The 23,817-nt window shown below is 71.1% G+C and carries 20 protein-coding genes; 17 read left to right on the top strand and 3 right to left on the bottom strand.

Annotation, left to right across the window (positions count from 1 at the left end; genetic code table 11):
* Positions 1–46 precede the first annotated feature (46 nt).
* The 16 genes from tilS to JUB10_RS06770 all read left to right on the top strand — a co-directional run bounded on the left by tilS (position 47) and on the right by JUB10_RS06770 (position 18,738).
* Complete coding sequence (tilS, locus tag JUB10_RS06845) at positions 47–1,042, top strand: tRNA lysidine(34) synthetase TilS (protein ID WP_207454962.1); 996 nt, start codon at positions 47–49, stop codon at positions 1,040–1,042.
* 12 nt (positions 1,043–1,054) lie between these two features.
* On the top strand, positions 1,055–1,621 hold the full coding sequence (hpt, locus tag JUB10_RS06840; protein WP_207454961.1) for a hypoxanthine phosphoribosyltransferase: 567 nt from the start codon (positions 1,055–1,057) through the stop codon (positions 1,619–1,621).
* Between the two features lie 200 nt (positions 1,622–1,821).
* The gene (gene ftsH, locus JUB10_RS06835) at positions 1,822–3,816 is read left to right on the top strand and encodes an ATP-dependent zinc metalloprotease FtsH (protein WP_207454960.1); all 1,995 of its coding nucleotides are present in this window, start codon (positions 1,822–1,824) and stop codon (positions 3,814–3,816) included.
* Between the two features lies 1 nt (position 3,817).
* Positions 3,818–4,681 carry a dihydropteroate synthase gene (folP, locus tag JUB10_RS06830; RefSeq protein WP_207454959.1) on the top strand — a complete coding sequence of 288 codons (864 nt, stop codon included), beginning with the start codon at positions 3,818–3,820 and terminating at the stop codon, positions 4,679–4,681.
* On the top strand, positions 4,678–5,154 hold the full coding sequence (gene folK / locus JUB10_RS06825) for a 2-amino-4-hydroxy-6-hydroxymethyldihydropteridine diphosphokinase (protein WP_207454958.1): 477 nt from the start codon (positions 4,678–4,680) through the stop codon (positions 5,152–5,154). The genes folP and folK overlap by 4 nt, the downstream gene beginning before the upstream one ends.
* Positions 5,151–5,636 carry a DUF3180 domain-containing protein gene (locus tag JUB10_RS06820; protein WP_207454957.1) on the top strand — a complete coding sequence of 162 codons (486 nt, stop codon included), beginning with the start codon at positions 5,151–5,153 and terminating at the stop codon, positions 5,634–5,636. The genes folK and JUB10_RS06820 overlap by 4 nt, the downstream gene beginning before the upstream one ends.
* Positions 5,637–5,656: 20 nt before the next feature.
* Positions 5,657–6,148 (top strand): PH domain-containing protein, encoded by a 492-nt coding sequence (locus tag JUB10_RS15030; protein ID WP_307859131.1) that lies wholly within the window; start codon positions 5,657–5,659, stop codon positions 6,146–6,148.
* A complete protein-coding gene (locus tag JUB10_RS06810; RefSeq protein ID WP_307859130.1) occupies positions 6,145–7,851 on the top strand; it encodes a PH domain-containing protein in 1,707 nt (568 codons plus the stop codon). The genes JUB10_RS15030 and JUB10_RS06810 overlap by 4 nt, the downstream gene beginning before the upstream one ends.
* Positions 7,848–8,597, top strand: a complete 750-nt coding sequence (locus JUB10_RS06805) for a Rossmann-like and DUF2520 domain-containing protein (RefSeq protein ID WP_207454956.1) — start codon at positions 7,848–7,850, stop codon at positions 8,595–8,597. Before JUB10_RS06810 ends, JUB10_RS06805 begins: the two co-directional genes overlap by 4 nt.
* On the top strand, positions 8,594–9,448 hold the full coding sequence (gene panC / locus JUB10_RS06800; protein ID WP_307859129.1) for a pantoate--beta-alanine ligase: 855 nt from the start codon (positions 8,594–8,596) through the stop codon (positions 9,446–9,448). The genes JUB10_RS06805 and panC overlap by 4 nt, the downstream gene beginning before the upstream one ends.
* A gap of 17 nt (positions 9,449–9,465) precedes the next feature.
* Positions 9,466–11,007, top strand: a complete 1,542-nt coding sequence (gene lysS, locus JUB10_RS06795) for a lysine--tRNA ligase (RefSeq protein ID WP_207454955.1) — start codon at positions 9,466–9,468, stop codon at positions 11,005–11,007.
* Between the two features lie 239 nt (positions 11,008–11,246).
* Entirely contained in the window at positions 11,247–13,841 is a 2,595-nt protein-coding gene (locus tag JUB10_RS06790; protein WP_207454954.1) for a M14 family zinc carboxypeptidase, read from the top strand.
* Between the two features lie 93 nt (positions 13,842–13,934).
* Complete coding sequence (locus tag JUB10_RS06785; protein WP_207454953.1) at positions 13,935–16,847, top strand: aminotransferase; 2,913 nt, start codon at positions 13,935–13,937, stop codon at positions 16,845–16,847.
* 59 nt (positions 16,848–16,906) lie between these two features.
* Positions 16,907–17,734: an HpcH/HpaI aldolase/citrate lyase family protein gene (locus JUB10_RS06780; protein WP_207454952.1), complete on the top strand. Its 828-nt coding sequence runs from the start codon at positions 16,907–16,909 to the stop codon at positions 17,732–17,734.
* Positions 17,735–17,876: 142 nt separating this feature from the next.
* Entirely contained in the window at positions 17,877–18,050 is a 174-nt protein-coding gene (locus JUB10_RS06775; RefSeq protein ID WP_207456105.1) for a hypothetical protein, read from the top strand.
* A 10-nt stretch (positions 18,051–18,060) separates the two neighbouring features.
* Positions 18,061–18,738 (top strand): SAM-dependent methyltransferase, encoded by a 678-nt coding sequence (locus tag JUB10_RS06770; protein WP_307859128.1) that lies wholly within the window; start codon positions 18,061–18,063, stop codon positions 18,736–18,738.
* Positions 18,739–18,831: 93 nt separating this feature from the next.
* On the opposite strand, the gene JUB10_RS06765 is transcribed toward JUB10_RS06770, so the two are convergent.
* The 3 genes from JUB10_RS06765 to JUB10_RS06755 are packed head-to-tail and all read right to left on the bottom strand — an operon-like array spanning position 18,832 to position 20,700.
* Positions 18,832–19,803: a pirin family protein gene (locus tag JUB10_RS06765; protein ID WP_207454950.1), complete on the bottom strand. Its 972-nt coding sequence runs from the start codon at positions 19,801–19,803 to the stop codon at positions 18,832–18,834.
* A gap of 10 nt (positions 19,804–19,813) precedes the next feature.
* Entirely contained in the window at positions 19,814–20,065 is a 252-nt protein-coding gene (locus JUB10_RS06760) for a helix-turn-helix domain-containing protein (protein ID WP_207454949.1), read from the bottom strand.
* Positions 20,065–20,700 carry a hypothetical protein gene (locus JUB10_RS06755; protein WP_207454948.1) on the bottom strand — a complete coding sequence of 212 codons (636 nt, stop codon included), beginning with the start codon at positions 20,698–20,700 and terminating at the stop codon, positions 20,065–20,067. Before JUB10_RS06755 ends, JUB10_RS06760 begins: the two co-directional genes overlap by 1 nt.
* Before the next feature lie 188 nt (positions 20,701–20,888).
* On the opposite strand from JUB10_RS06755, the gene JUB10_RS06750 reads away from it, so the two are divergent.
* Complete coding sequence (locus tag JUB10_RS06750) at positions 20,889–23,372, top strand: ATP-dependent Clp protease ATP-binding subunit (RefSeq protein ID WP_207454947.1); 2,484 nt, start codon at positions 20,889–20,891, stop codon at positions 23,370–23,372.
* Positions 23,373–23,817: the final 445 nt, after the last annotated feature.

Here is a 23,817-nt window from a genome sequence, read left to right as displayed (position 1 = left end):
GGCTGCTCCTTTTATGTCCGGTGGAAAATCCCAATAACGTTATCGGATGCCCTCAGACCGGCCCCGCCTGACCCCGGCCGTCGCCGACGTGCGGCGGGCCGTGCGCGAGGCGGTGACGGATGTCCCGCAGGGCGGGCTCCTCCTCGTCGCGCTCTCGGGCGGGCCCGACTCCCTCGCGCTCGCGGGCGCGACCGCCTTCGAAGCCCCGCGCGCCGGCCTGCGCGCCGGCGCCATCGTGGTCGATCACGCCCTGCAGCCTGACTCGGCGGAGGTCGCCGAGCGCGCCGCGCAGCAGGCCCGCGACCTCGGGCTCGAGCCTGTGCTCGTGCGCCGCGTCTCGGTCGGTTCGGCGGGCGGGCCGGAGGCCGCCGCTCGCGACGCCCGCTACGCCGCCCTCGCCGAGGCGGCGGCGGAGACGGGCGCCGCCGCGATCCTGCTCGGCCACACGCTCGACGACCAGGCGGAGACCGTGTTGCTCGGTCTCGCGCGGGGGAGCGGCGCTGCGAGCCTGCACGGGATGGACGCGGTGAACGGGCTGCTCCGGCGGCCGCTGCTCGGCATCCGGCGTGCGACGACCGAGCAGGCCTGCGCCGACGCGGGGCTCGCGCCCTGGCGCGACCCCCACAACGACGACCGCACGTACGCACGTGTGCGGGTGCGGCACGACCTCGTGCCGGTGCTCGAGGAGTCGCTCGGTCCCGGCGTGGCCGAGGCTCTCGCCCGCACGGCCGAGCAACTGCGCGAGGACGACGCGGCTCTGCAGCACCTCGCCGAGGAGGTCGCCGAGGACCTCGCCGATCACGCCGAGGCCGGCATCTCGCTGAGCGTTCCGGGGCTCGCCGCGAATCCCGCGGCCGTGCGGCAGCGGATCATCCGCTTCGTCGTGCAGAGCGAGTTCGCCGTGTCGCTGTCGAGGGTGCAGACGCTCGAGGTGGCACGGCTCGTGACCGATTGGAAGGGGCAGGGAGCCGTGCACCTGCCCGGCGTTAGGGTGGAGAGGCGCGGCGGGCGCCTCGTCTTCTCCGCCGCCGCGAAGCAGTAAAAAGGAGAACGAATGGACCTGGCCGCCGTCGAGGCCGATCTCACCGAGGTGCTCATCTCCGAGGAGGAGATCAAGGCGAAAATCGCCGAGCTCGCCCGTCAGATCGAGGCGGACTACACCGATGACGACGACGTGCTGCTCGTCGGCGTGCTGAAGGGCGCGGTCATGGTCATGGCCGACCTCGCCCGCGAGCTGAAGCTGCACCTGACGATGGACTGGATGGCCGTGTCGTCCTACGGGTCGGGCACGCAGTCCTCCGGCGTCGTGCGCATCCTGAAAGACCTCGACACCGACCTCACCGGCCGCAAGGTGCTGATCGTCGAGGACATCATCGACTCCGGTCTCACCCTGTCGTGGCTGCGCGCGAACCTCGAGAGCCGCGGTGCCGAGTCGGTCGAGATCTGCGCCTTCCTGCGCAAGCCCGAGGCGGCGAAGGTGCAGGTCGACTGCAAGTACGTGGGCTTCGAGATCCCCAACGCCTTCGTCGTCGGCTACGGCCTCGACTACGCCGAGCGCTACCGCAACCTCGCCGGCATCGGCGTGCTCGCGCCGCACGTGTACGAGAACGCCGAGGCGTAGGCGCCGAGAATCCCTCGGCCGGCGCCGCGGAACGCCCGCTGGCGCGCGGCCCAGCGCCTCCGACATTCTTGGTGTCACCGGGGTAAACGCCCGCTCTGCCGCCAGCGAACACCCACTGGCCGCCCAGTGTCGGCGGGGTACTCTGACTGCACATTTCTCGTCAGGAAGGCGATCGGGGTCCCCGCACCCCGAGGGAACTAATGGACTTCAAGCGCATCTTCCGCGGCCCGATCGTCTGGATCGTGCTCGCCATCATCGCCGTGTGGGTCGGCTCGAGCCTGCTGACGGGCTCCGGCTTCCGCACGATCACCACCCAGCAGGGACTCGAGTACCTCGAGTCCGGCGCCGTCGAGTCGGCCACCGTGGTCGACGGCGAGCAGCGCGTCGACCTCACGCTCAACGAGGCGGGCGAGCAGGGCCAGCAGGTGCAGTTCTACTACGTCGAGCCCCGCGGCGAAGACGTCATCGCGGCGATCGACGCCGCCAACCTGCAGAGCTTCGACGACGAGGTTCCGCAGACGAACTGGTTCACCTCGCTGCTCGGCATCATCCTGCCGTTCCTCATCATCGGCGTGATCTTCTGGTTCCTGCTCTCGAGCATGCAGGGCGGCGGCAACCGCGTCATGCAGTTCGGCAAGTCGAAGGCGAAGCTCGTCTCGAAGGAGACCCCGAAGGTTACCTTCGCCGACGTCGCCGGCGCCAATGAGGCGATCGAGGAGCTCCAGGAGATCAAGGACTTCCTCAAGGACCCGTCGCGCTTCCAGGCGGTCGGCGCCCGCATCCCCAAGGGCGTGCTGCTGTACGGCCCTCCCGGCACCGGCAAGACGCTGCTCGCCCGCGCGGTCGCGGGTGAGGCGGGCGTGCCGTTCTACTCGATCTCCGGCTCCGACTTCGTCGAGATGTTCGTCGGTGTCGGCGCCAGCCGCGTGCGCGACCTGTTCGAGCAGGCGAAGCAGAACTCCCCGGCGATCATCTTCGTCGACGAGATCGACGCCGTCGGTCGTCACCGCGGCGCCGGACTCGGCGGAGGCCACGACGAGCGCGAGCAGACCCTCAACCAGCTGCTCGTCGAGATGGACGGCTTCGACGTCAAGACGAACGTCATCCTGATCGCGGCGACGAACCGTCCCGACATCCTCGACCCGGCCCTGCTGCGCCCGGGCCGCTTCGACCGCCAGATCGGCGTCGACGCCCCCGACCTGCCCGGCCGTCAGCGCATCCTCGAGGTGCACGGCAAGGGCAAGCCGCTCGCCAAGAGCGTCGACCTCGCCGTGCTCGCCCGCAAGACGCCCGGCTTCACCGGTGCCGACCTCGCGAACGTGCTCAACGAGGCCGCGCTGCTCACCGCGCGCGCCGGCGCCCAGCTCATCGACAACCGCGCCCTCGACGAGGCCGTCGACCGCGTGATGGCCGGCCCGCAGCGCCGCTCGCGGGTGATGAACGACAAGGAGCGCCTCATCACGGCGTACCACGAGGGCGGCCACGCCCTCGCGGCGGCGGCGATGCGGCACACCGACCCCGTCACGAAGGTCACGATCCTGCCCCGCGGCCGTGCCCTCGGCTACACGATGGTGCTTCCGCTCGAGGACAAGTACTCGGTCACCCGCAACGAGCTGCTCGACCAGCTCGCCTACGCGATGGGCGGCCGCGTCGCCGAGGAGGTCGTGTTCCACGACCCCACCACCGGCGCCTCGAACGACATCGAGAAGGCCACCGCGACGGCCCGCAAGATGGTCACCGAGTACGGCATGAGCGCGAACGTCGGCGCCGTGAAGCTGGGTCAGTCGCAGGGCGAGGTCTTCCTCGGCCGCGACATGGGGCACCAGCGCGACTACTCCGAGCAGATCGCCGAGCAGGTCGACGCCGAGGTGCGACTGCTCATCGAGCAGGCCCACGACGAGGCCTACAAGGTCATCACCGCCAACCGCGACATCCTCGACCGCCTGGCGACGGCGCTGCTGGAGAAGGAGACGCTCGACCACGACGAGCTCGCCGAGATCTTCGCGGATGTCAAGAAGCTCGACGAGCGCCCGCAGTGGCTGTCCAGCCGGAACCGGCCGATCAGCGACCTGCCGCCCGTGCAGATCCCGGCCAAGGCTCCGGTCGACGGCGAGGCCGTCGACGGCGGTGTCGACTCCGAGCCGAGCCGTCCGCGGCGCATCCCGCGCCGCAACCCGGGCATCGCCACCGCCTAGGGTGACCGTCCATACGACGCAGCAGGCGACCCCCGAGGGGTCGCCTGCTCTCGTGCGCCCGCTGGTCTTCGGCGTGCTCAACGTGACGCCCGACTCGTTCAGCGACGGCGGGCGCTTCCTCGACCCGGACGCGGCAATCGCCCGCGGGCTGGAGCTCAGCGCCCAGGGTGCCGACGTGATCGACGTCGGCGGCGAGACCACGAGGCCCGGCGCGGCCCGCACGGATGCCGGGGAGGAGGCCGACCGCGTCGTGCCGGTCATCCGCGAGCTCGCCGCGCGCGGCATCCGCGTCTCCATCGACACCATGCGCGCCTCGACCGCGGCCGCCGCCCTCGAGGCCGGTGCCACGATCGTCAACGATGTCTCCGGCGGGCTCGCCGATCCCGGCATCGTGCCCGTCGCGGCCAACGCCCAGGTGCCGTTCGTCGCGATGCACTGGCGCGGCCACAGCGACACGATGACCTCGCGCGCGATCTACGACGACGTCGTCGCCGACGTGCGCCGCGAACTCGGCGCGCGGGTCGAGGCGCTGCTCGCCGCAGGCCTCGACCCGGCGAAGCTCGTGCTTGACCCCGGACTCGGCTTCGCCAAGGACGCCGACCACAACTGGCAGTTGCTCGGCCGGATGACGGAACTGCAGAGTCTCGGCTTCCCCCTGCTGATCGGCGCCTCCCGCAAGCGGTTCCTCGGCGCGCTGCTGCCGGACGGTGCCCCCGTCGAGCAGCGCGACCTCGGCACCGCCGTCGTCAGCGCGCTCTCCGCGACATCCGGCGCGTGGGCGGTGCGCGTGCACGACGTCGCCTCGACGGTCGCGGCGCTCGACGTGGCCGCCGCTTGGCGCCGCGGCGCGGAGGCGACGCGATGACCGCCGCCGTCATCGCGCTCGGCAGCAACCTCGGCGACCGGTCCCGCATCCTGGCCGACGCGGTCCGGGCCATCGCGGAACTCGGCGGGGTCGAGCTCACCGCGATCAGCTCCTTCCACGAGACCGCCGCGCTCAAGCCGCACGGCGTCGACGAGAGCGCACCCGCCTACCTCAACGCCGCGCTGACGGCGGAGGTCGCGCTCACGCCCGAGCAGCTGTTGGATCGCCTCATGGACATCGAGCAGCACTTCGGGCGCGTGCGCGCCGAGCGCTGGGGCGACCGCACGCTCGACCTCGACATCATCGTGTTCGGCGACGAGCGCCGCGACGTCGACCGGCTGCAGCTGCCGCACCCGCGCGCGCACGAGCGCGACTTCGTCCTCCGGCCGTGGCTCGAGATCGACCCCACCGCCGAACTGCCCGGGCGCGGCCCGGTCGCCCGACTGCTCGCCGCCCTGGAGGCCCAGCCGTGACCACGACGCGTCCCCTCACCCTGGTGCTCCTCGCCGTGCTCGGCGCGGGGCTCGGCTGGCTGCTGCAGACCGCCCTCGCGGCATCCGGTCAGCCGGTCTTCCCGATGCCGTACACGCTTGCCCTCGCCCTCGCCGCGGTCGCCGTGATCGTCGTGAGCCTCGCGCTGCCCGTGCGGCAGGTCGCCCGCGGCAGGACGAAGGCGCGCATCGACCCGCTCTACGCGACGCGCGTCGTGCTGCTGGCGAAGGCGTCGTCGCTCAGCGGCGCGCTGCTCACCGGCTTCGCCGGCGGTGTGCTCGCCTACCTGCTCACCCGTCCGGTGCCGACGGTAGGCTCTGTCGGGCAGGCGGGGGCGAGCGTCATCGGCGCGATCCTGCTGCTCGCCGGCGGCCTGCTCGCCGAGCAGATGTGCCGCGTCCCACCCGACGACGAGGACGAGGACGAGGATGACGACGGCCGCCCGGTGAGGGTGCAGCCGTAGTACACGCTGGAGAGGCGGACGTGACAGAGACGGCAGTGACCCGGCCCACCGAGATCGAGTGGCACGGGGTCTCCCCGAAGTACATCGCGGTCGACCTCATCGGCACGGCGGTCTCGGCGCTGATCTTCACCGCCGCAGCGACCGTGCCCTACTGGCTCATCCAGGAGCCGTGGGCGCTGATCCCGTCGGCGGCGGTGCTGCTCGTGCACCTCGTCGTGCTCGTGCTGACGCCCCGCCGCATCCGCTCGATCCGCTACGCCCTGCGTGCCGACGACCTGCTCGTGCGCCGCGGCATCATGTTCACCCGCCTCGTCGCCGTGCCGTACGGGCGGATGCAGCTCGTCGACGTCAACCGCGGACCGATCGCCCGCGCCTTCGGGCTCAGCGAGCTGAAGTTCGTGACGGCGGCGGCGTCGAGCAACATCCTGCTTCCCGGCCTGCCGGCAGAGGAGGCGGATGACCTGCGCGACCGCCTCGTCGCCCTGGCCGAGAGCCGCCGGACGGGCCTGTGACCGAGCCGCTACCGCCGCGCTCGGACACCCAGCGCCCCGAGGAGCGCGAAGGACTCGGCAGCCCGCTCACCGAGGGACGCGGAGCCGACCTCGCGGGGCCGCTTCCAGCCGGTAACCCCCGCACGGAGGGTGCGGGTTTCGAAGCACAGCAGCCCCAGCCCCTCCAGTCCCTGGCCACCGCGCCGCTCACGACCTCGCTCGCCGACGGCGAGTGGCACCGGCTGCACCCGGCCACCCCGCTGCTGCGCGGCGGCATCGCCCTCATCGCGATCGTCGGCTTCCTCATCACCAACCTGCGCGACCGGTTCATCGAGGGCTTCCTACCGATGTACCGCGACGAGGACTACTCGGGCGACCCCGTCGAGTTCCTCGTGGGCGAGGGCCTCCTGTTCTGGGCGCTGCTCGCGACCCTCGGCGTCGTGCTCGTCGTCGTGTTCTTCTTCTGGCTGTCGTGGCGCTTCCACACCTTCCGCATCACCGCGGAGATCGTCGAGGTGCGGCAGGGCGTGCTCATGCGCACGAACCGGCGCGCGCGGCTCGACCGCATCCAGGGCGTGCACATCCAGCGGCCCTTCTTCGCGCGACTCTTCGGCGCCGCCAAGCTCGAGATCGAGCAGGCGGGCGACGACGCGAACGTGCAGCTGTCGTACCTGCGCGGGCACGAGGCCGACGCGCTGCGCCGCGACGTGCTCGCCCTGGCATCCGGAGCGCAGCGCGCCGCGGCGGCCGCGGCCCCGGCGGCGCCCAACGGCGTGCCCGGTCTCGTCGAGGCGCGCGTGCAGGAGCTGCTCGCGCCCGAGCTCGATCCCGCCGAGGCCGCGGCCGAGTCGGTCGTGCGCATCACCCCCGGCCGGCTGATCGGTTCCGTGCTGCTGTCGAGCGGCACGCTCTCGGTGCTCGCCGTGCTCGCCGGCCTCGGCATCGTCTCGCTCGTCACGGGCGAGCCGATCGCCGTCTTCGGCGCGCTTCCGGCGCTGCTCGGTCTCGGTACCTACCTCGTCAACCGGATCACCTCGGGCCTGCGCTACTCCGTCGCCGGCACCCGCGACGGGCTCCGCGTCGGCTACGGGCTGCTCTCGACCACCAACGACACCCTGCCTCCGGGTCGCGTGCACTCCGTGCAGCTCTCGCAGGGACTGCTGTGGCGCCCCTTCGGCTGGTGGGCGATCCGCGTCAACCGCGCCTCGCGCTCGTCGACCAACGCCCAGCAGCAGCAGACGCGCTCGCTCGTGCTGCCGGTCGGCACGCTCGACGACGCCGTCCGCGTGCTCGAGCTCATGCTGCCCGGCTTCGACGCCGCGACCGTGCAGCGGGCCGCCGCCGCGAAGGGCGGTGAGCCGGATGACCCGTTCACCAACTCGCCGCGCCGCGCGCGCGTGCTGCGGTGGTTCAGCCGCCGCCGCAACGGCTTCGCGCTGCTGCCCGACGTCGTCGCGCTGCGCCGCGGCTGGCTCTGGCGGGAGCTCGTGCTCGTGCCGCTGCCCCGCGTGCAGAGCGTGGCGATCCGCCGCGGACCGCTCCTTCGCGCGCTCCGGCTCGCGGGCGTGCACGTGCACACGGTCGCCGGGCCGATCTCGAGCGCGATCGGCGCTCTCGACGACGCCGACGCGCAACGCTTTTTCGACGAGGTCGCCACGGGCGCTGTGCGCGCGGCGGGCAACGACTCGTCGCACCGCTGGCGCTCCGCCGAGGCCGCCTCGTGACCGAGCGCTCCGGGCGCCTCGGCGTCGGCATCGTCGGGGCCGGCCGCGTCGGCCCGGTTCTCGGGGCCGCCCTGGCCGGCGCCGGCCACGCCCTCGTCGGCATCAGCGCCGTCTCGCAGGAGTCGAAGGACCGGGCGGATGCCATGCTGCCCGGCGTTCCCGTGCTCGACGTGCCCGAGGTCGTGCGTCGCGCGGAGCTCGTGCTCCTCGCGATCCCCGAGTCCGAGCTTCCCGGGCTCGTCTCGGGGCTCGCCGCCGTCGGGGCGTGGCAGCCCGGTCAGCTCGTCGTGCACACGGCGCCCGGCCTCGGGGTCTCGGTGCTGAAGCCGGCGCTCGCGCAGGGCGTCATCCCGCTCGCGATCCATCCCGCGATGTCGTTCACGGGCACGAGCATCGACCTCGTGCGGCTGCGCGAGTCGTACTGCGCCGTCACCGCACCGGCCCCCGTGCAGCCCATCGGTCAGGCGCTCGTCGTCGAGATGGGCGCCGAGCCCGTGATCGTCGCCGAGGCCGACCGCGCCGCCTACGGCGAGGCGATCACGACCGCGACCAGCTTCTCCACCGCGATCGTCGCCCAGGCCGTCGGGCTGCTCGACGGCATCGGCCTGCCCGACCCCGGACGGCTGCTCGCGCCGCTCGTGCGCTCGTCGGTCGAGAACGCCCTCGTCGCCCCACCCGATACGATCGACCTGACCGCCCTGGCGGACGAGACAGCACTGCCGGGCGACACGGAGGACGACGAGTGAGCACCACCCCCGTCGTCGTGCACACGATCGCGGAGATCCGCGGGCACGTGGCATCCGCCCGCCGCACCGGACACGTCGCGGTCGTGCCGACCATGGGCGCGCTGCACGACGGCCACCTCGCGCTCGTCGACCGGGCGCTCGAGGTCGCCGAGACCGTCGTCGTGACGATCTTCGTCAACCCGCTGCAGTTCGGCGCGAACGAGGACCTCGACCGCTACCCGCGAACGCTCGAGGCGGATGTCGAGAAGCTCGCCGCCAAGGGCGTGCACCTCGTCTTCGCGCCGAGCGTCGACGCGATGTACCCGGACGGGCCCAGCCAGACGCGGGTCACCGCCGGCCAGGTCGGCGGGCTCTACGAGGGCAAGACGCGGCCCAAGCACTTCGACGGCATGCTCACCGTCGTGACGAAGCTCTTCAACATCGTCACCCCCGACATCGCGGTCTTCGGGCAGAAGGACGCTCAGCAGGTCTTCCTCGTGCGCCGCATGGTCAAGGACCTCGACCTGCCCATCGAGATCGAGGTCGTCGAGACCGTCCGCGAGAACGAGGGGCTCGCCCTCAGCAGCCGCAACGTGTACCTCACGCCCGAGGAGCGCCGCGCGGCCCTCGCGCTGTCCGTCTCGCTCGAGGCCGCGTCGTCCGCAGCCGACCGGGGGGTCGACGGAGTGGTCCGCGCCGCCCAGGCCGTCTTCGCCGAGGAGCCCCTCGTTACACTTGACTACCTGGTCGTCGTCGACCCCGAGACCTTCCTCCCCGTCGACGACGGGTACCGAGGACCTGCGACCGTGCTGGTCGCCGCGCGGGTCGGATCGACGCGACTGATCGACAACGACACCATCCATCTGTACTGACGCCTTCGAGGGCCACCATGACTTCTTCGGACGAAACGCCGATCGCCACCACCGACGCCACCTCCCGCGAGGCCGAGGCCGAGCGCCTCGCCGCCGCCGAGGCGTCCGAGCAGAAGGCCGTGCGCCTCGCGAAGCGTCAGCGTCTGCTCGAGGAGGGCGCCCAGGCCTACCCTGTGTCGCTGCCCGTCACCGACACCATCCCCGCCGTGCGTGAGCGCTTCGACGGACTCGAGCCGGATGTCTCGACGGGCGAGACCGTCGGGCTCGCCGGCCGGGTCGTGCACCTCCGCAACACGGGCAAGCTCTGCTTCGCCGCGCTCCAGGCCGGCGACGGGTCCCGCATCCAGGCGATGCTCTCGCTCGCCTCGGTGGGCGAGGAGTCGCTGCAGCGGTTCAAGGAGCTCGTCGACCTCGGCGACCACCTGTTCGTGCAGGGCGAGGTAATCACGAGCCGCCGCGGCGAGCTCTCGGTGATGGCCACCGACTGGGCGATCGCGGCGAAGGCGATCCAGCCGCTACCCAACCTGCACTCCGAGCTCAGCGAGGAGACGCGGGTGCGCGCCCGCTACCTCGACCTGATCGCGCGCGAGCAGGCCCGCACCACCGTCCGCGCTCGGGCCACCGCCGTCGCGTCGCTCCGCTCCACGTTCGCGTCGCACGGGTTCCTCGAGGTCGAGACCCCGATGCTGCAGACGATCCACGGCGGCGCCTCGGCCCGCCCGTTCAAGACGCACTCGAACGCGTTCGACACCGAGCTCTACCTGCGCATCGCGCCCGAGCTGTTCCTCAAGCGCGCCGTGGTCGGCGGCATCGAGCGGGTGTTCGAGATCAACCGCAACTTCCGCAACGAGGGCGCGGACTCCACGCACTCGCCCGAGTTCGCCATGCTCGAGGCCTACCAGGCGTACGGCGACTACAACTCGATCGCCGACCTGACGCAGGAGCTGATCCAGAACGCCGCCGTCGCGGTCGCCGGCTCGCACGAGGTCACCTGGGCCGATGGCACGAAGTACGACCTCGGCGGCGAGTGGGCGCGCATCTCGATGTACGGCTCGCTCAGCGAGGCATCCGGCCAGGAGATCACCCCGCAGACCAGCTTCGAGGAGCTGTCGAAGCTCGCGAATGCCGTGGACGTCGAGGTGGACGTGCCCACCAAGGGCAAGCTCGTCGAGGAGCTCTGGGAGCACTTCGTGAAGGGCTCGCTCGATCGGCCGACGTTCGTCATGGACTTCCCGGTCGACACCTCACCGCTCGTGCGCGACCACCGCTCGGTCGAGGGCGTCGTCGAGAAGTGGGACCTGTACGTGCGCGGCTTCGAGCTCGCCACCGGCTACTCCGAGCTCGTCGACCCGGTCATCCAGCGCGAGCGCTTCGTCGAGCAGGCACGCCTCGCCGCCCGCGGCGACGTCGAGGCCATGCGTCTCGACGAGGAGTTTCTCCGCGCGCTCGAGTTCGGGATGCCTCCCTGCGGCGGCATGGGCATGGGCATCGACCGCCTGCTCATGGCGATCACCGGTCTCGGCATCCGCGAGACCATCCTGTTCCCCCTGGTGAAGTGAGCTGACGTGATGGACGACAAGGGCAACGGCGTGACCAAGGGCCGACTCATCCTCTGGGGCGTGGGCGCGGCCGCGGGACTGTACTTCCTCATCAGCGGGATCATCGGCATCCTCACCTGAGCGACTCTCGGCAACACCGCCGACACGAGCGCGAAACACCTGCTCCGTAGTGTCCGGAGCGGACGTCCCCCGTATTGGGCACGGCGTCCGTTTCCGTCCACCACAGTTCCGGAGCAACCTTGCCTTCTCGCGCCATCGCGGCGACGATCGGCGGCGCCCTCAGTGCCGCGCTCGTGCTCGCCGCAGCCCCACCCGCCACTGCGGCGGTCGAGACGCCGGCTCTGCCGATCGTCCGTCCGGCCGCCGACATCCGCCTTCCCGCGGCGCTGCCGAGCGAGCAGCTGCTGCCGGAGGTAGCCGATAACCCGGCCGACGCGTCGATCAACCGCGGCGTCATGCCCTACGACGAGATCGCCCCCTTCGTCAACGACCTGATCGAGTCGAGCGACCGCGTCTCCGCGCAGGTCGTCGGCAAGTCGGCCCAGGGCCGCGACATCTACCTGGTGACCGTCACGAAGCCGGAGACCGCCGCCGAGGTGGCGCAGCAGGCGAAGTGGCGCGACGCCATCAAGTACTCGCCCGCGGCTGCCGCCGCAGACGACGAGCTCGCCGAGGGCTACAAGGTGCCGATCTGGTACAACGGCAACATCCACGGCAACGAGTGGGAGGGTACCGACATCACCCTCAACTACATCGAGGAGCTCGCGACCTCCGCGGACCCCGAGGTGGAGGCACTGCTGTCGGGTCACCGGCTCTACTTCACGGTGACGAACAACCCCGACGGCCGCGCCCTCGGGCAGCGTGCGACGGCGACCGGCTACGACGCCAACCGCGACTTCATCACGGGCGCGACGGCCGAGGCGGCCATCGTCCGCGATCTCGCCGGAGTCATCCAGCCGACCTACTTCATCGACCTGCACGGCTACACCGGCGTGCTCCAGGTGGAGCCCTGCGGCCCGCCGCACGGCGAGAACTACGAGTACGACCTGTTCGTGCCGCACGCCTACTCGACCGCGCTCGCGATCGAAGAGGCGGTGGTCGCTGCCAACATCCCCGGCAACACCTACTACGACCGCACGAAGACCGGCAACGCGCGCTACACGACCACGAATACCGGCCAGATCAACATCCCCTACCGTGATCAGCGCAGCGGATGGGACGACTGGCCCCCGATCTTCGCCCCGCAGTACGTCGCGTACCAGGGCGCGATCACGAACACCGTCGAACTGCCGCTCGGTCGGGTGACGTCCACGACGCAGAACAAGGCCAACGCAGCCGTGAACATCGCGGTCGGGGAGATCGTCGTCGAGACGGTCGCCGACTACGTCGCCGAGCACCACGACACCCTGCTCGCGAACCAGATCGAGATCTTCTCCCGCGGCATCGCCGGCGAGCCGATCGCGCCGATCCCCGCGGATGTCAGCGCTGAGGACCTGCCCGCGGGCACGCCGACCGAGTGGACCGAGATCTGGGACGAGACGGACGTCTTCCCCACCGAGATCCCGCGCGCCTACGTCATTCCCATGGGCGAGGGCCAGCGCTCCGACTCCGACGCCGAGCGTCTCGTCGAGCAGCTCCTGGTGCACGACATCCAGGTGCAGCGCACCACGGCGCCGCTGAAGGTGGGCGGAACGACCTACGCGAAGGGCTCCTTCGTCGTCGACATGCACCAGCCGCTGCGCGGGCTCGCCAACGTGCTCCTCGCCGACGGCTCCGACATCTCCAAGCGCACGCCGGCGATGTACGACATCTCCGCCTGGAGCCTGTCGCTGCTCTGGGGCGCTGACGTCGTGCCGGTCGGGGACACGACCGACCCGGCGCTGAAGCTGAAGGCGCAGCCCATCACCACGGTGGCGCAGAACGGGTCCGCGAAGGGCGGCCGCTACCAGGCCCTCCGTCCCACCGGCGTCAGCGAGTACCAGGCCGTCATCGAGCTGCTCGCCGAGGGTGTCGCGCTCTCGCAGCTCGCCGACGGCACCATCGTCGTAGGACCCGGCAAGAACGACGCCGTGCAGCGGGCAGCCGACACTTTCGGTGTCGTCTTCGAGTCGCACAACGGCGCCGGTCTGCGCGACGCGACCACCGTCGCGCTGTCGCTGCCCACCGTCGGGTACGTCGGCTCTGAGTACCGTGACGTGCTCGCGAAGCTCGGCTACCGCGACACCGTCGAGCTCACCGCGACGGGGATCGCCTCGAGCGGGGTCCCCGCGCAGGTGGACGTCATCCTCGGCAACGTGAGCTTCGACCCGCGCACTTATACGCCGGCTCAAATCGCAGCCGGTAACTCGGGGCTCGCCGAATTCGTCGCCCGCGGTGGCGACCTCGTGGGCAGCGGAAGCGCCGGCGCCACCATGGCGACCTCGTCGGGCATCGCCGCGGTCGTCGCGACGACGGCGCCGGGCGGTTCGAACGGCATCGTCAACGTGACGACGCCGGCGAGCGGCGTCCTCGGCGACTACGCCCAGGACACCGCCTTCGTCTATCCGGCGACCTGGTATTCAGGCACCGGCCTCACCGTCGAGCAGAGCTACGACGCGACCGACCCGTTCGTCAGCGGTCATTGGGCCGACCAGACGGGCCGTTCTCAGATGGATGCCGCGGGCAAGCCCGCCGCGATCTCCGCCGTGAAGGGCACGTCGAAGCTGTTCCTGTTCGGCACGACGCCCTCGTTCCGCACCCACCCGGTCGGCGCGTTCAGCGACATCGCGCGGGCCCTGCTGTGGACCGCGGACGCCGGCACCCCGGTGACCCCGCCGAACGGCAAGGGACTCTGAGGTAGCCATCGCAGCGAGGGGCCGGGAAACCGGCCCCTCGTTCGCGTATAGAGGGGTACCGCGCCGCCCCCGCAGGATCGCTAATGTTCGAGCATGACGGCCTCCGACTTCACCGATGTGGGTCTCGTGCGGCCGGAGGTGGGCGGCGACGACGCGGTGCGCATCGCCCGCGAGGTCTACGGGCTCGAGGCATCCGCTCGCGAGCTCGGCAGTCAGCAGGACCGCAACTACCTGCTCGAGACCGACCGCGGGCGCTTCCTACTCAAGATCGACAACGCCGCCTTCGCCGACGACGAGCTCGCCGCGCAGGACACCGCGCTCACGCACCTAGCCAATCTCGGCCTCCACGTGCCCGCTCCCGTGCCCGGGCCCGACGGCGCGACGCGGCAGTCGTGGCAGGGGCACCGCGTGCGCCTCCTCACCTTCCTCGAGGGGCGCCCGCTCGCGAGTGCCGCTCACGTCTCGCGCGACGCGATGCACGCGCTCGGCCGGCTGTCGGGCTCGGTGGCATCCGCGCTCGCCGGCTTCACGGCACCCGGGCTCGAGCGTGCGCTGCAGTGGGACCTGCGGGTCGCGCCCGGCGTCGTGCGCGAGCTGCTGCCCTTCGTGCCCGACGCGAGCCGCCGGGTGCTCATCGAGCGGGCCGTGACGGATGCCTGGGCGCGCGTCGCCACCGTCGCCGACCGCCTGAGAGTGCAACCGATCCACGGCGACATCACCGACGACAACGTCGTCTGCACCCCCGATCCCTCGGGCCGCTCGATCCCCGACGGGGTCATCGACTTCGGCGACCTCGGGCTCGGCTGGCGCGTCGCCGAGCTCGCGGTGACCCTGTCGTCGCTGCTGCCCCACGCCGACGACCTCGCCGACGTCTTCGCGGCAGTCCGCGCCTTCCACGCGGAGTCCCCGCTCGACGACGCCGAGCTCAGCGCGCTCTGGCCCCTCGTCGTGCTGCGCGGCGCCGTGCTCGTGGTCAGCGGCGAGCACCAGGTGTCGCTCGAGCCCGGCAACGACTACGCGGCCGAGCGGATGGCGGGGGAGTGGCGCATCTTCGAACTCGCTCGCTCCGTCGACCCGGACCTGGCCGAGGCGGCCGTCCAAGCCGCCGCCGGCGCCGAAGCCCCCGCCCCGCTCGCCCCCGCCACCCGGCTGCTTCCCGAGCTCGGCGAGACGGCCGTGCTCGACCTCTCCGTCGACGCCGACGCGCTCGCCGCGGGGCGCTGGCTCGAACCCGACGCCGAGTGGTTGCTCGCGCTCGAGGCGCTCGCCGGTCACGACGCGGTCGTGCTCCCGTTCGGGCAGCGCCGCCTGACGCGCACCCCCGTCCGCTCGGTCGTTGCGCCCGAGACCGCCGCCCTCGTGACTGAGCTTGTGCTGCGGGCGGGCTCGCCGGTCGTCGCGCCGTTCGACGGCGAGATCGTCGAGGCGGATGCCACGGGCCTCCTCCTCCGCAGCGCGGCGGGCGACCTCGAGGTCGGTCCGCTCGAGCTCGCCGTGCCGCTCGGCCCGGTCACCGCCGGCACGCTGCTCGGGCGCACCTCGTCGTGCCCCGATGCCGTGCGCAAGACGGATGCCGCGGGGCATCCGCTCGCCCGGCTGCGCGTGCGGCACGTGCGCCTGCCGGAACTGGAGGCGCCCGACTTCACGTCCGACGCGTGGTTCCCCGCCTGGGCGCGCGTCGTCGCCGACCCGGCACCGCTGCTCGGGCTCGACCCCCTGCCCCAGCGCGCCGACCCGGACGCGGAACAGCACCGCCGCGAGCGCCTGTTCGCGAGCGCGCAGGAGCGCTACTACGCCCACCCGCCGCAGATCGAGCGCGGCTGGCGGGAGTTCCTCATCGACACGGCCGGGCGCAGCTACGTCGACATGGTCAACAACGTCTCCGGCATCGGGCACGGGCACCCGGCGCTCACCGAGGCGGTCGCGCGGCAGCTGGCCAAGCTCAACACCAACTCGCGGTTCCTCTACCGCGCGCTCGCCGACCTCAGCGAGCGGCTCGTCGCGCTCGCGCCGCACCCGTCGCTCGACACCGTGCTGCTCGTCAACAGCGGCACCGAGGCGGTCGACCTCGCGATCCGGCTCGCTCAGCTCGCGACCGGGCGTCGCACGATCGTTGCGCTGCGCGAGGGGTACCACGGCTGGTCGATGGCGACGGATGCCGTGACGACCTCCGCCTACGACAACCCCTCCGCACTCGCGAACCGGCCGGATTGGGTGCGCATCGCCGACGTGCCGAACGCCTACCGAGGCACCCACCGCGGTCCGGATGCCGCCGAGGCGTACGCCCGCGACTTCGCCGCGTTCCTCGAGGGCGAGAGCGTGGCCGGGTTCGTCGCCGAGCCGATCCTCGGCAACGCCGGCGGCGTCGTGCCGCCGGAGGGCTACCTCGCCGCGGCGTACGAGGCGGTGCGCGCGAACGGCGGACTCTGCATCGCCGACGAGGTGCAGGTCGGCTACGGCCGCATCGGTTCGCACTTCTGGGCGAGCGAGTGGCAGGGCGTCGTGCCCGACATCGTCACGACCGCCAAGGCCATGGGCAACGCGTACCCGCTCGGCGCCGTTCTCACCCGGCGCGAGATCGCCGAAGCGCTCGCCACCGAGGGGCACTTCTTCTCCTCGGCCGGCGGCGCCCCGGCCAGCTGCGCCGCGGGCATCGCCGTGCTCGACGTGATGGAGCGGGAGGGCCTGCAGCAGAACGCGGCGGAGGTCGGCGCGCACCTCGTGCAGCGCTTCGAGGCGCTCGCCGCGAAGCATCCGCTCATCGGCGCGGTGCACGGGCGCGGCCTCTACCTCGGTGTGGAACTCGTGCGCGACCGGCAGACGCTCGAGCCGGCGGATGCCGAGACCCAGGCGATCTGCGACCGCATGCTCGACCTCGGCGTCATCGTGCAGCCCACCTCGGAGCGGCAGAACGTGCTGAAGATCAAGCCGCCGCTGTGCCTCTCGAGGCAGAGCGCCGACTTCGTCGTCGACGCTCTCGACGAGGTGCTGACCCGCGGCTGGTAGCCCGTACTTCTCCGCGTACTCGACGCGGACGCCCATTCGGCGCCCGCTAATGTCGAGGCGTGCACAACGAGGTCAACCCCGAGATCGCCCGCTCCTGGCTCCTGGTGAACGGCAACCACGCCGAGGCCTTCGACCGGGCGGCGAACTCGCGAGCCGACCAGATCGTGCTCGACATCGAGGACGCGGTCGATCCCTCCGACAAGGACGCCGCCCGCGGCAAGGTCATCGACTGGCTGAGCGGCGGTGGCCGTGCCTGGGTGCGCATCAACGACCGCTCGAGCGACTTCTGGTCCGACGACGTCGACGCCCTGACCGGGGTCCCCGGTCTCCTCGGGGTCATGCTCGCCAAGACCGAGGACGCCGCGCACGTCTCCGAGACGTTCGACCGCCTGCGCGGCGAGAAGCCCGTGCTCGTCCTGATCGAGTCGGCCCTCGGCATCGAGGAGGCCGTGACCATCGCCCGCGCCCGCGGCGCGTTCCGCCTCGCCTTCGGCTCCGGCGACTACCGCAAGGACACCGGCACGAGCGCCGACGACCTCGCCATGGCCTACCCCCGCTCCCGCCTCGTCGTCGCCAGCCGCATCGGCGGCCTGCCCGGTCCGATCGACGGCCCCACCGCCTCGCGCTCGCACCCGGTGCTCCGCGAGTCGAGCGAGGTCGCCGTCGCGCTCGGTCTCACCGGCAAGCTCTGCCTCGACACCGAGCAGCTGCCCGTCATCAACGAGGTCATCAGCCCGACCGCCTCGGATGTCACGTGGGCCCGCGACTTCCTCGCCGACTTCGAGGCGCGCGGCCGCGTCATCCGCGACGGCAGCGACCTGCCCCGCCTTGGCCGCGCCGAGAAGATCGACAAGCTCGCCCGCGCCTTCGGCATCAACCCGCTCTAGCGACGAGGAGGCGCTCTCCGCCGCGGCGCCGCTGAGAGAGTACGCAAACTGCTCTTCCGATCTGAAGAGGGCAGCAGTTTCCGTACAGTCGCGACCGACGACGGCCCAGCCTCGGGGGCTCCGGCCGCGTATCCTTGAGCCCGTGATCGAGGACTTCTGGCTGAACGCGCTCTACTCCGTGACGCCGACCATCCTCCTCGGCGGCATCTTCTGGTACGTCATGCGCTCGGTCATCCGCGCCGACCGTGGTGAGCGCGACGCCTACGCGAAGATCGAGGCGCAGGAGCGCGCCCGCCTCGAGGACCAGGCCCGCTAGGAGCCCGACCGTGGCGGACTGGGACGCGGCTTTCTGGGACGCCCGCTATCGCTCGCTCGACGCCGTGTGGAGCGGTGCGCCGAACGCCCAGCTCGTCGCCGAGGCATCCGCACTCCGTCCGGGCGTCGCCCTCGACGTCGGTTGCGGCGAGGGGGCGGATGCCATCTGGCTCGCGCAGCACGGCTGGACCGTCGTCGCCGTCGACTTCTCCGGCTACGCGCTCGAGCGGGCCGGCAAGCGCGCCGACAAGGCGGGTGACGACGTCGCCGACCGGATTCTCTGGCGGCTCGCGGATGTCACGGCGGAGGACGACCCCCGACTGCCGCAGGCCGATCTCGTGTCGGCGCAATTCCTGCACGTGCCGGGCGACCAGTGGCGCCGGGTGCTGTCGCGACTGATAGACGCCGTCGCGCCCGGCGGGACGCTGCTGCTCGTCGGACACGACCCGTCCGACCTGCACTCGACGGTCTCGCGACCGAAGGACGAGGACGTCTACTGGTCGCCGGTCGACGTCGCCGCAATGCTCGACGAGGAGCAGTGGGTGGTCGAGGCTGCCGAGTCGCGCGAGCGCTTCCAGCGCACCGACCCGGTCGACCACCAGCACGGCCACCACCACGGCGACGTCGTGCGCGACGCGGTCCTTCGCGCCCGCCGCCGAGGCCCGGCTCCTCACCAGTCGGCGGAGTAGCGGCCCCTCACCAGTCGGCGGAGTAGCCGTTCGTCGCCGGTCGGTAGCAGGGCGAAGCCCGCCGTGCCGAGACCCCTTCCCGACGAGGCCGCACTACCCCCGAGCTGACAACCGCACGTTCGGCAGCTCCGGCGCCGGCAGCGGCTCCCCGTCGAACCCCTCCACGAGCCCGAACCACCCCGCCGGGTCGCGCCGCGCGATCCCGTCCGCCTGCCACTTCGCGCGGTACTCGACGATCTCGTCGTGGCTCCGCCCGACGAAGTTCCACCACATCACGATGCGCTCGCCGAGCGGCTCGCCGCCGATCAGCAGCGCGCGCAGCGGAGCATCCGTCGCCTCGACGCGCAGTGTGCTGCGGCCGGGGGCGACGTAGGCGAGCTCTCCGGATGCCACGGCGTGGCCCTCGAACCGAGGCGCCCCGGCGTCCACGAGCAAGCCGTGCTCGAAGCGGGGGTCGACCGGCAGCTCGACGCTCGCCCCCGCGGGAAGGTCGAGCTGTGCACCGAGCAGTGGGGTGAACGTCGTCGCCGTGCTCGTCGACCCGACGAGCGAGCCGAGGAACACCCGCACCGTCGCGGCGCCGAACAGCACGGGCTCGGGCACGTAGCGCTCGAAGAACGGCGCATCGTGGCGGTGCGCGTCGGGCAGCGCGAGCCAGAGTTGCGCGCCATGCAGCATCGTGACCGCGTCGGTCGAGACCTCGGAGTGCTGGATGCCGCGCCCCGCCGTCATCAGGTTCAGCTCACCGGGACGCACGAGCGCGTGCGCGCCGGTCGAGTCCCGGTGCTCGATCTCGCCGGCGAACAGCCAGCTGACGGTCGCGAGCCCGGTGTGCGGATGCGGCGGCACGTGCATCCCGCCCTGGATCCGCACGTCGTCGGGGCCGTAGTGGTCGAGGAAGCACCAGGCGCCGATGAGGGAGCGGGCGCGCTGCGGCAGGGTGCGGCGCACGCTCATCGCCCGCGGTCCGCCGAGCGGGACGTCGCGGGGCTCGAGCAGTTCGACGCCGTCCGCGGGGGCGGCCTCGCACAGCACGGCTCCGGGCTGCCTCTCGAGGTTGCTCACGCAGCGAACACTACGCCCGGCCGGCGACGGACGCAGGGGGTGACAGCACGAGCAGTTCGCCCACCTCGCAGTCGAGGGCGTCGCAGATCGCGCGGAGGGTGGAGTACCGAATGGCTCGGGCCCGGTCGTTCTTCAGTACAGAGAGATTCACGACGCTGATGCCCACGAGTTCGCTGAGGCGGGTCACCGTCATCCCGCGCTCCGCGAGCAGTTCGTCGAGCCGGCAGTGGATGCCGGTCGGCTCGTCGTCGGCGGGAGCCATCAGACGAGGGTGTCCGTCTCGCGCTGCATCCGCCGCCCGAGCTCGAACGCGGTGGCCACGACGGCGAGGGCGAGGCCCCAGCCGATGGGGGAGAGGTCCGTCAGCATGACGAACCGGGTGAAGCCCGGGTAGGAGCCGGACTGATCGCCGCCGGCGGTCACGGCCTGCGGCCCCAGGAAGTCGACGACCGCGGCGCGTGCGTAGGCGGCGAAGGCAGGCTGCAACAGGCCGCCCACCATCAGGAACACCCCCGCGAGACCGACCGCCCAGGTGGCCGAGCGCACGAACGGACGCCCGTCGAGCACCCTCAGCCCGACAAGTGCGACCGCGGCGCAGATGCCGAGGGCCGGCAGCCCCTCGGCGAGACGCTCGGCGATCAGCAGGCCGCGCGCGCCACCGTCGAGGCCGACGACCGTGGCATCCGCACTGCTGACGTCCGCCTGCACGAGGGCGGGAGGGGCGTCGCGGACCTCGGCCTCGCCCGTGTACGGCATCCCGGTGATGCGGAGCTCGTCGTCGACCGCCAGAGAGATCGTGGACAGCGCCAGACCGACGATGGTGAGCAGCGCGAAGAGGATCGCTCCTCCCACGACGACCCGCAGCAGGTAGAGGTCGAGCTTCGAGACCGTCGTCATGGCCGTCCTTATCGAATGTCGTTGTTATCGGTAGTCGATAAGCTAGCCCGCCGCGGCCGCCCGGACAAGAGCCCCCTGAAGAGCCGCTGCAACTCGTCACGCCGCCAGCGAACAGGGGCAGGTTCGCCAGGATCCGCTGGTTACTCTCTTCGTACGGCGCCACCCTGCACGGCGCCCGAGGAGTTCACATGTTTGAGAGATTCACCGACCGAGCCCGTCGTGTCGTCGTTTTGGCCCAGGAAGAGGCCAAGATGCTCAACCACAACTACATCGGTACGGAGCACATCCTGCTCGGCCTCATCCACGAGGGCGAGGGAGTCGCGGCCAAGGCGCTGGAGTCCCTCGGAATCTCCCTCGACGCGGTCCGCGAGCAGGTCCAGGACATCATCGGTCAGGGCCAGCAGCAGCCCACCGGTCACATCCCGTTCACCCCGCGCGCCAAGAAGGTGCTCGAGCTCTCTCTGCGCGAGGCGCTGCAGCTCGGTCACAACTACATCGGTACGGAGCACATCCTGCTCGGCCTCATCCGCGAGGGTGAGGGTGTCGCGGCGCAGGTCCTCGTCAAGCTCGGCGCGGACCTCAACAAGGTGCGGCAGCAGGTCATCCAGCTCCTGAGTGGTTACCAGGGCAAGGAGGCCGTGGCGGTGGGCGGCAATGAGCAGCAGCCCGACAAGGGAAGCCAGATCCTCGACCAGTTCGGTCGCAACCTCACGCAGGCGGCTCGGGACAACAAGCTCGACCCGGTCATCGGCCGTGAGAAGGAGATCGAGCGGGTCATGCAGATCCTCTCGCGTCGGTCGAAGAACAACCCCGTGCTGATCGGCGAGCCCGGCGTCGGCAAGACCGCCGTCGTCGAGGGCCTCGCGCAGGCGATCGTCCGCGGCGACGTCCCCGAGACGCTGAAGGACAAGCAGCTCTACACGCTCGACCTCGGTTCTCTCATCGCCGGCAGCCGCTACCGCGGTGACTTCGAGGAGCGCCTCAAGAAGGTCACCAAGGAGATCCGCACCCGCGGCGACATCATCACGTTCATCGACGAGATCCACACGCTCGTCGGTGCCGGTGCCGCTGAGGGCGCTATCGACGCCGCCTCGATCCTCAAGCCGCTGCTCGCCCGTGGTGAGCTGCAGACGATCGGCGCGACCACGCTCGACGAGTACCGCAAGCACTTCGAGAAGGATGCCGCGCTCGAGCGCCGCTTCCAGCCGATCCAGGTCAACGAGCCGTCGCTGCCCCACGCCATCAACATTCTCAAGGGTCTGCGCGACCGCTACGAGGCGCACCACAAGGTGAGCATCACCGACGGTGCCATCGTCGCGGCGGCGAACCTCGCCGACCGGTACATCCAGGACCGCTTCCTGCCGGACAAGGCCATCGACCTGATCGACGAGGCCGGCGCCCGCCTGCGCCTGTCGATCCTGTCGGCGCCGCCGGAGCTGCGCGAGTTCGACGAGCGCATCGCCGGTGTCCGCGCCCAGAAGGAAGCAGCGATCGAGGACCAGGACTTCGAGAAGGCCGCCTCGCTGCGCGACGAGGAGAAGAAGCTGCTCGGTGAGCGGCTCCGCCTCGAGAAGCAGTGGAAGTCCGGTGACGTCGCGACGACCGCCGAGGTCGACGAGGGCCTGATCGCCGAAGTGCTCGCCCAGGCGACCGGCATCCCGGTGTTCAAGCTCACGGAGGAGGAGTCCTCGCGGCTCATCTTCATGGAGAAGGCCCTGCACGAGCGCGTCATCGGTCAGGAGGAGGCCATCTCGGTCCTCGCCAAGACCATCCGCCGCACCCGCGCCGGCCTCAAGGACCCGCGTCGTCCCTCCGGTTCGTTCATCTTCGCCGGCCCCACCGGTGTCGGTAAGACGGAGCTGGCCAAGGCGCTCGCCGAGTTCCTCTTCGACGACGAGGGTGCGCTGATCTCTCTCGACATGTCGGAGTACGGCGAGAAGCACACCGTCTCGCGGCTGTTCGGTGCCCCTCCTGGGTTCGTCGGCTTCGAGGAGGGCGGCCAGCTAACCGAGAAGGTTCGCCGCAAGCCCTTCAGCGTCGTGCTCTTCGACGAGATCGAGAAGGCGCACCCCGACATCTTCAACTCGCTCCTCCAGATCCTGGAGGAGGGACGTCTGACGGATGGCCAGGGCCGCGTCGTCGACTTCAAGAACACCGTGATCATCATGACGACGAACCTCGGCACGAGGGACATCGCCAACGGTCCGGTGGGCTTCCAGCTCGAGGGCGAAAACTCGACCGGCTACCAGCGCATGCGCGCCAAGGTCGTCGAGGAGCTCAAGAAGCACTTCAAGCCCGAGTTCCTGAACCGCGTCGACGAGACGATCGTGTTCCCGCAGCTCACTCCCGCGGAGCTTCTGCAGATCGTCGATCTGTTCATCAAGCGCCTGGGCGAGCGGATGCTGGACCGCGACATGACCGTCGAGCTGACCACGCCCGCGAAGGAGCAGCTCATCAAGGTGGGCTTCGACCCGACCCTGGGTGCGCGCCCGCTCCGCCGCGCGGTGCAGCACGAGATCGAGGACCGGCTCAGCGAGAAGATCCTGCACGGCGAGCTCAACGCCGGCGACCACGTGCACGTGGACTTCGCCGAGGGCGAGTTCGTGTTCTCGACGTCGCGCCAGCCGGGCCGTGAGGAGCTCACGGTCGGCGCCGCCGCGATCGAGTCCTAGGCGGCACGCGCCGGAAGGGGCGGTGGGGGAGACCCCGCCGCCCCTTTCGCGTACCCGGAACGATGCGATGCGCAACCGTTACCCGAGCGAGCGGGGCCAGGCATCGATCGCGGGGCGGCCGGTGGCGCTGCGGTCGGATGACGCGCAGCGGCGAGAACCGCGGGATTCCGGGCTTCTTCGGCGCGACACGCCCGGGATGTGGCGCTGGCTTGCCGCAACGGCGGATCCCACGTAATGTTTCTCCTCGTTGCCCCAAAGGGTGCGGGAAGCGGAAGCTGACCGGCCCTCAAGCGGGAACCAATCCTCTCCCTCGAACGGAACCTCGGTTCCACGCTCCTTGCGAGCCGGTTCGAGTCGAGTTACGATTGACAGCCCTCCTGAACGGATAGCCACTGTGTGGTGGTCCTGGGAGTGGTGTTGGATAGTTGCCCTGAAGGCCAGCATG

The sequence above is a fragment of the Desertivibrio insolitus genome (assembly GCF_017355965.1).
In the GTDB taxonomy this organism is placed as follows: domain Bacteria; phylum Actinomycetota; class Actinomycetes; order Actinomycetales; family Microbacteriaceae; genus JAFIQW01.
The sequence above is the reverse complement of the archived record's forward strand: the minus strand, read 5'-3'. Positions and strand labels throughout refer to the sequence as shown.

What these genes read in the sequence shown, in the direction of transcription:
- folK (WP_207454958.1), top strand. Translation starts at nt 4,678, where the DNA reads ATGACCGCCGCCGTCATCGCGCTCGGCAGCAACCTCGGCGACCGGTCC.
- lysS (WP_207454955.1), top strand. Translation starts at nt 9,466, where the DNA reads ATGACTTCTTCGGACGAAACGCCGATCGCCACCACCGACGCCACCTCC.
- JUB10_RS06755 (WP_207454948.1), bottom strand. Translation starts at nt 20,700, where the DNA reads ATGACGACGGTCTCGAAGCTCGACCTCTACCTGCTGCGGGTCGTCGTG.
- JUB10_RS06785 (WP_207454953.1), top strand. Translation starts at nt 13,935, where the DNA reads ATGACGGCCTCCGACTTCACCGATGTGGGTCTCGTGCGGCCGGAGGTG.
- ftsH (WP_207454960.1), top strand. Translation starts at nt 1,822, where the DNA reads ATGGACTTCAAGCGCATCTTCCGCGGCCCGATCGTCTGGATCGTGCTC.
- tilS (WP_207454962.1), top strand. Translation starts at nt 47, where the DNA reads ATGCCCTCAGACCGGCCCCGCCTGACCCCGGCCGTCGCCGACGTGCGG.
- JUB10_RS06750 (WP_207454947.1), top strand. Translation starts at nt 20,889, where the DNA reads ATGTTTGAGAGATTCACCGACCGAGCCCGTCGTGTCGTCGTTTTGGCC.
- JUB10_RS06760 (WP_207454949.1), bottom strand. Translation starts at nt 20,065, where the DNA reads ATGGCTCCCGCCGACGACGAGCCGACCGGCATCCACTGCCGGCTCGAC.
- hpt (WP_207454961.1), top strand. Translation starts at nt 1,055, where the DNA reads ATGGACCTGGCCGCCGTCGAGGCCGATCTCACCGAGGTGCTCATCTCC.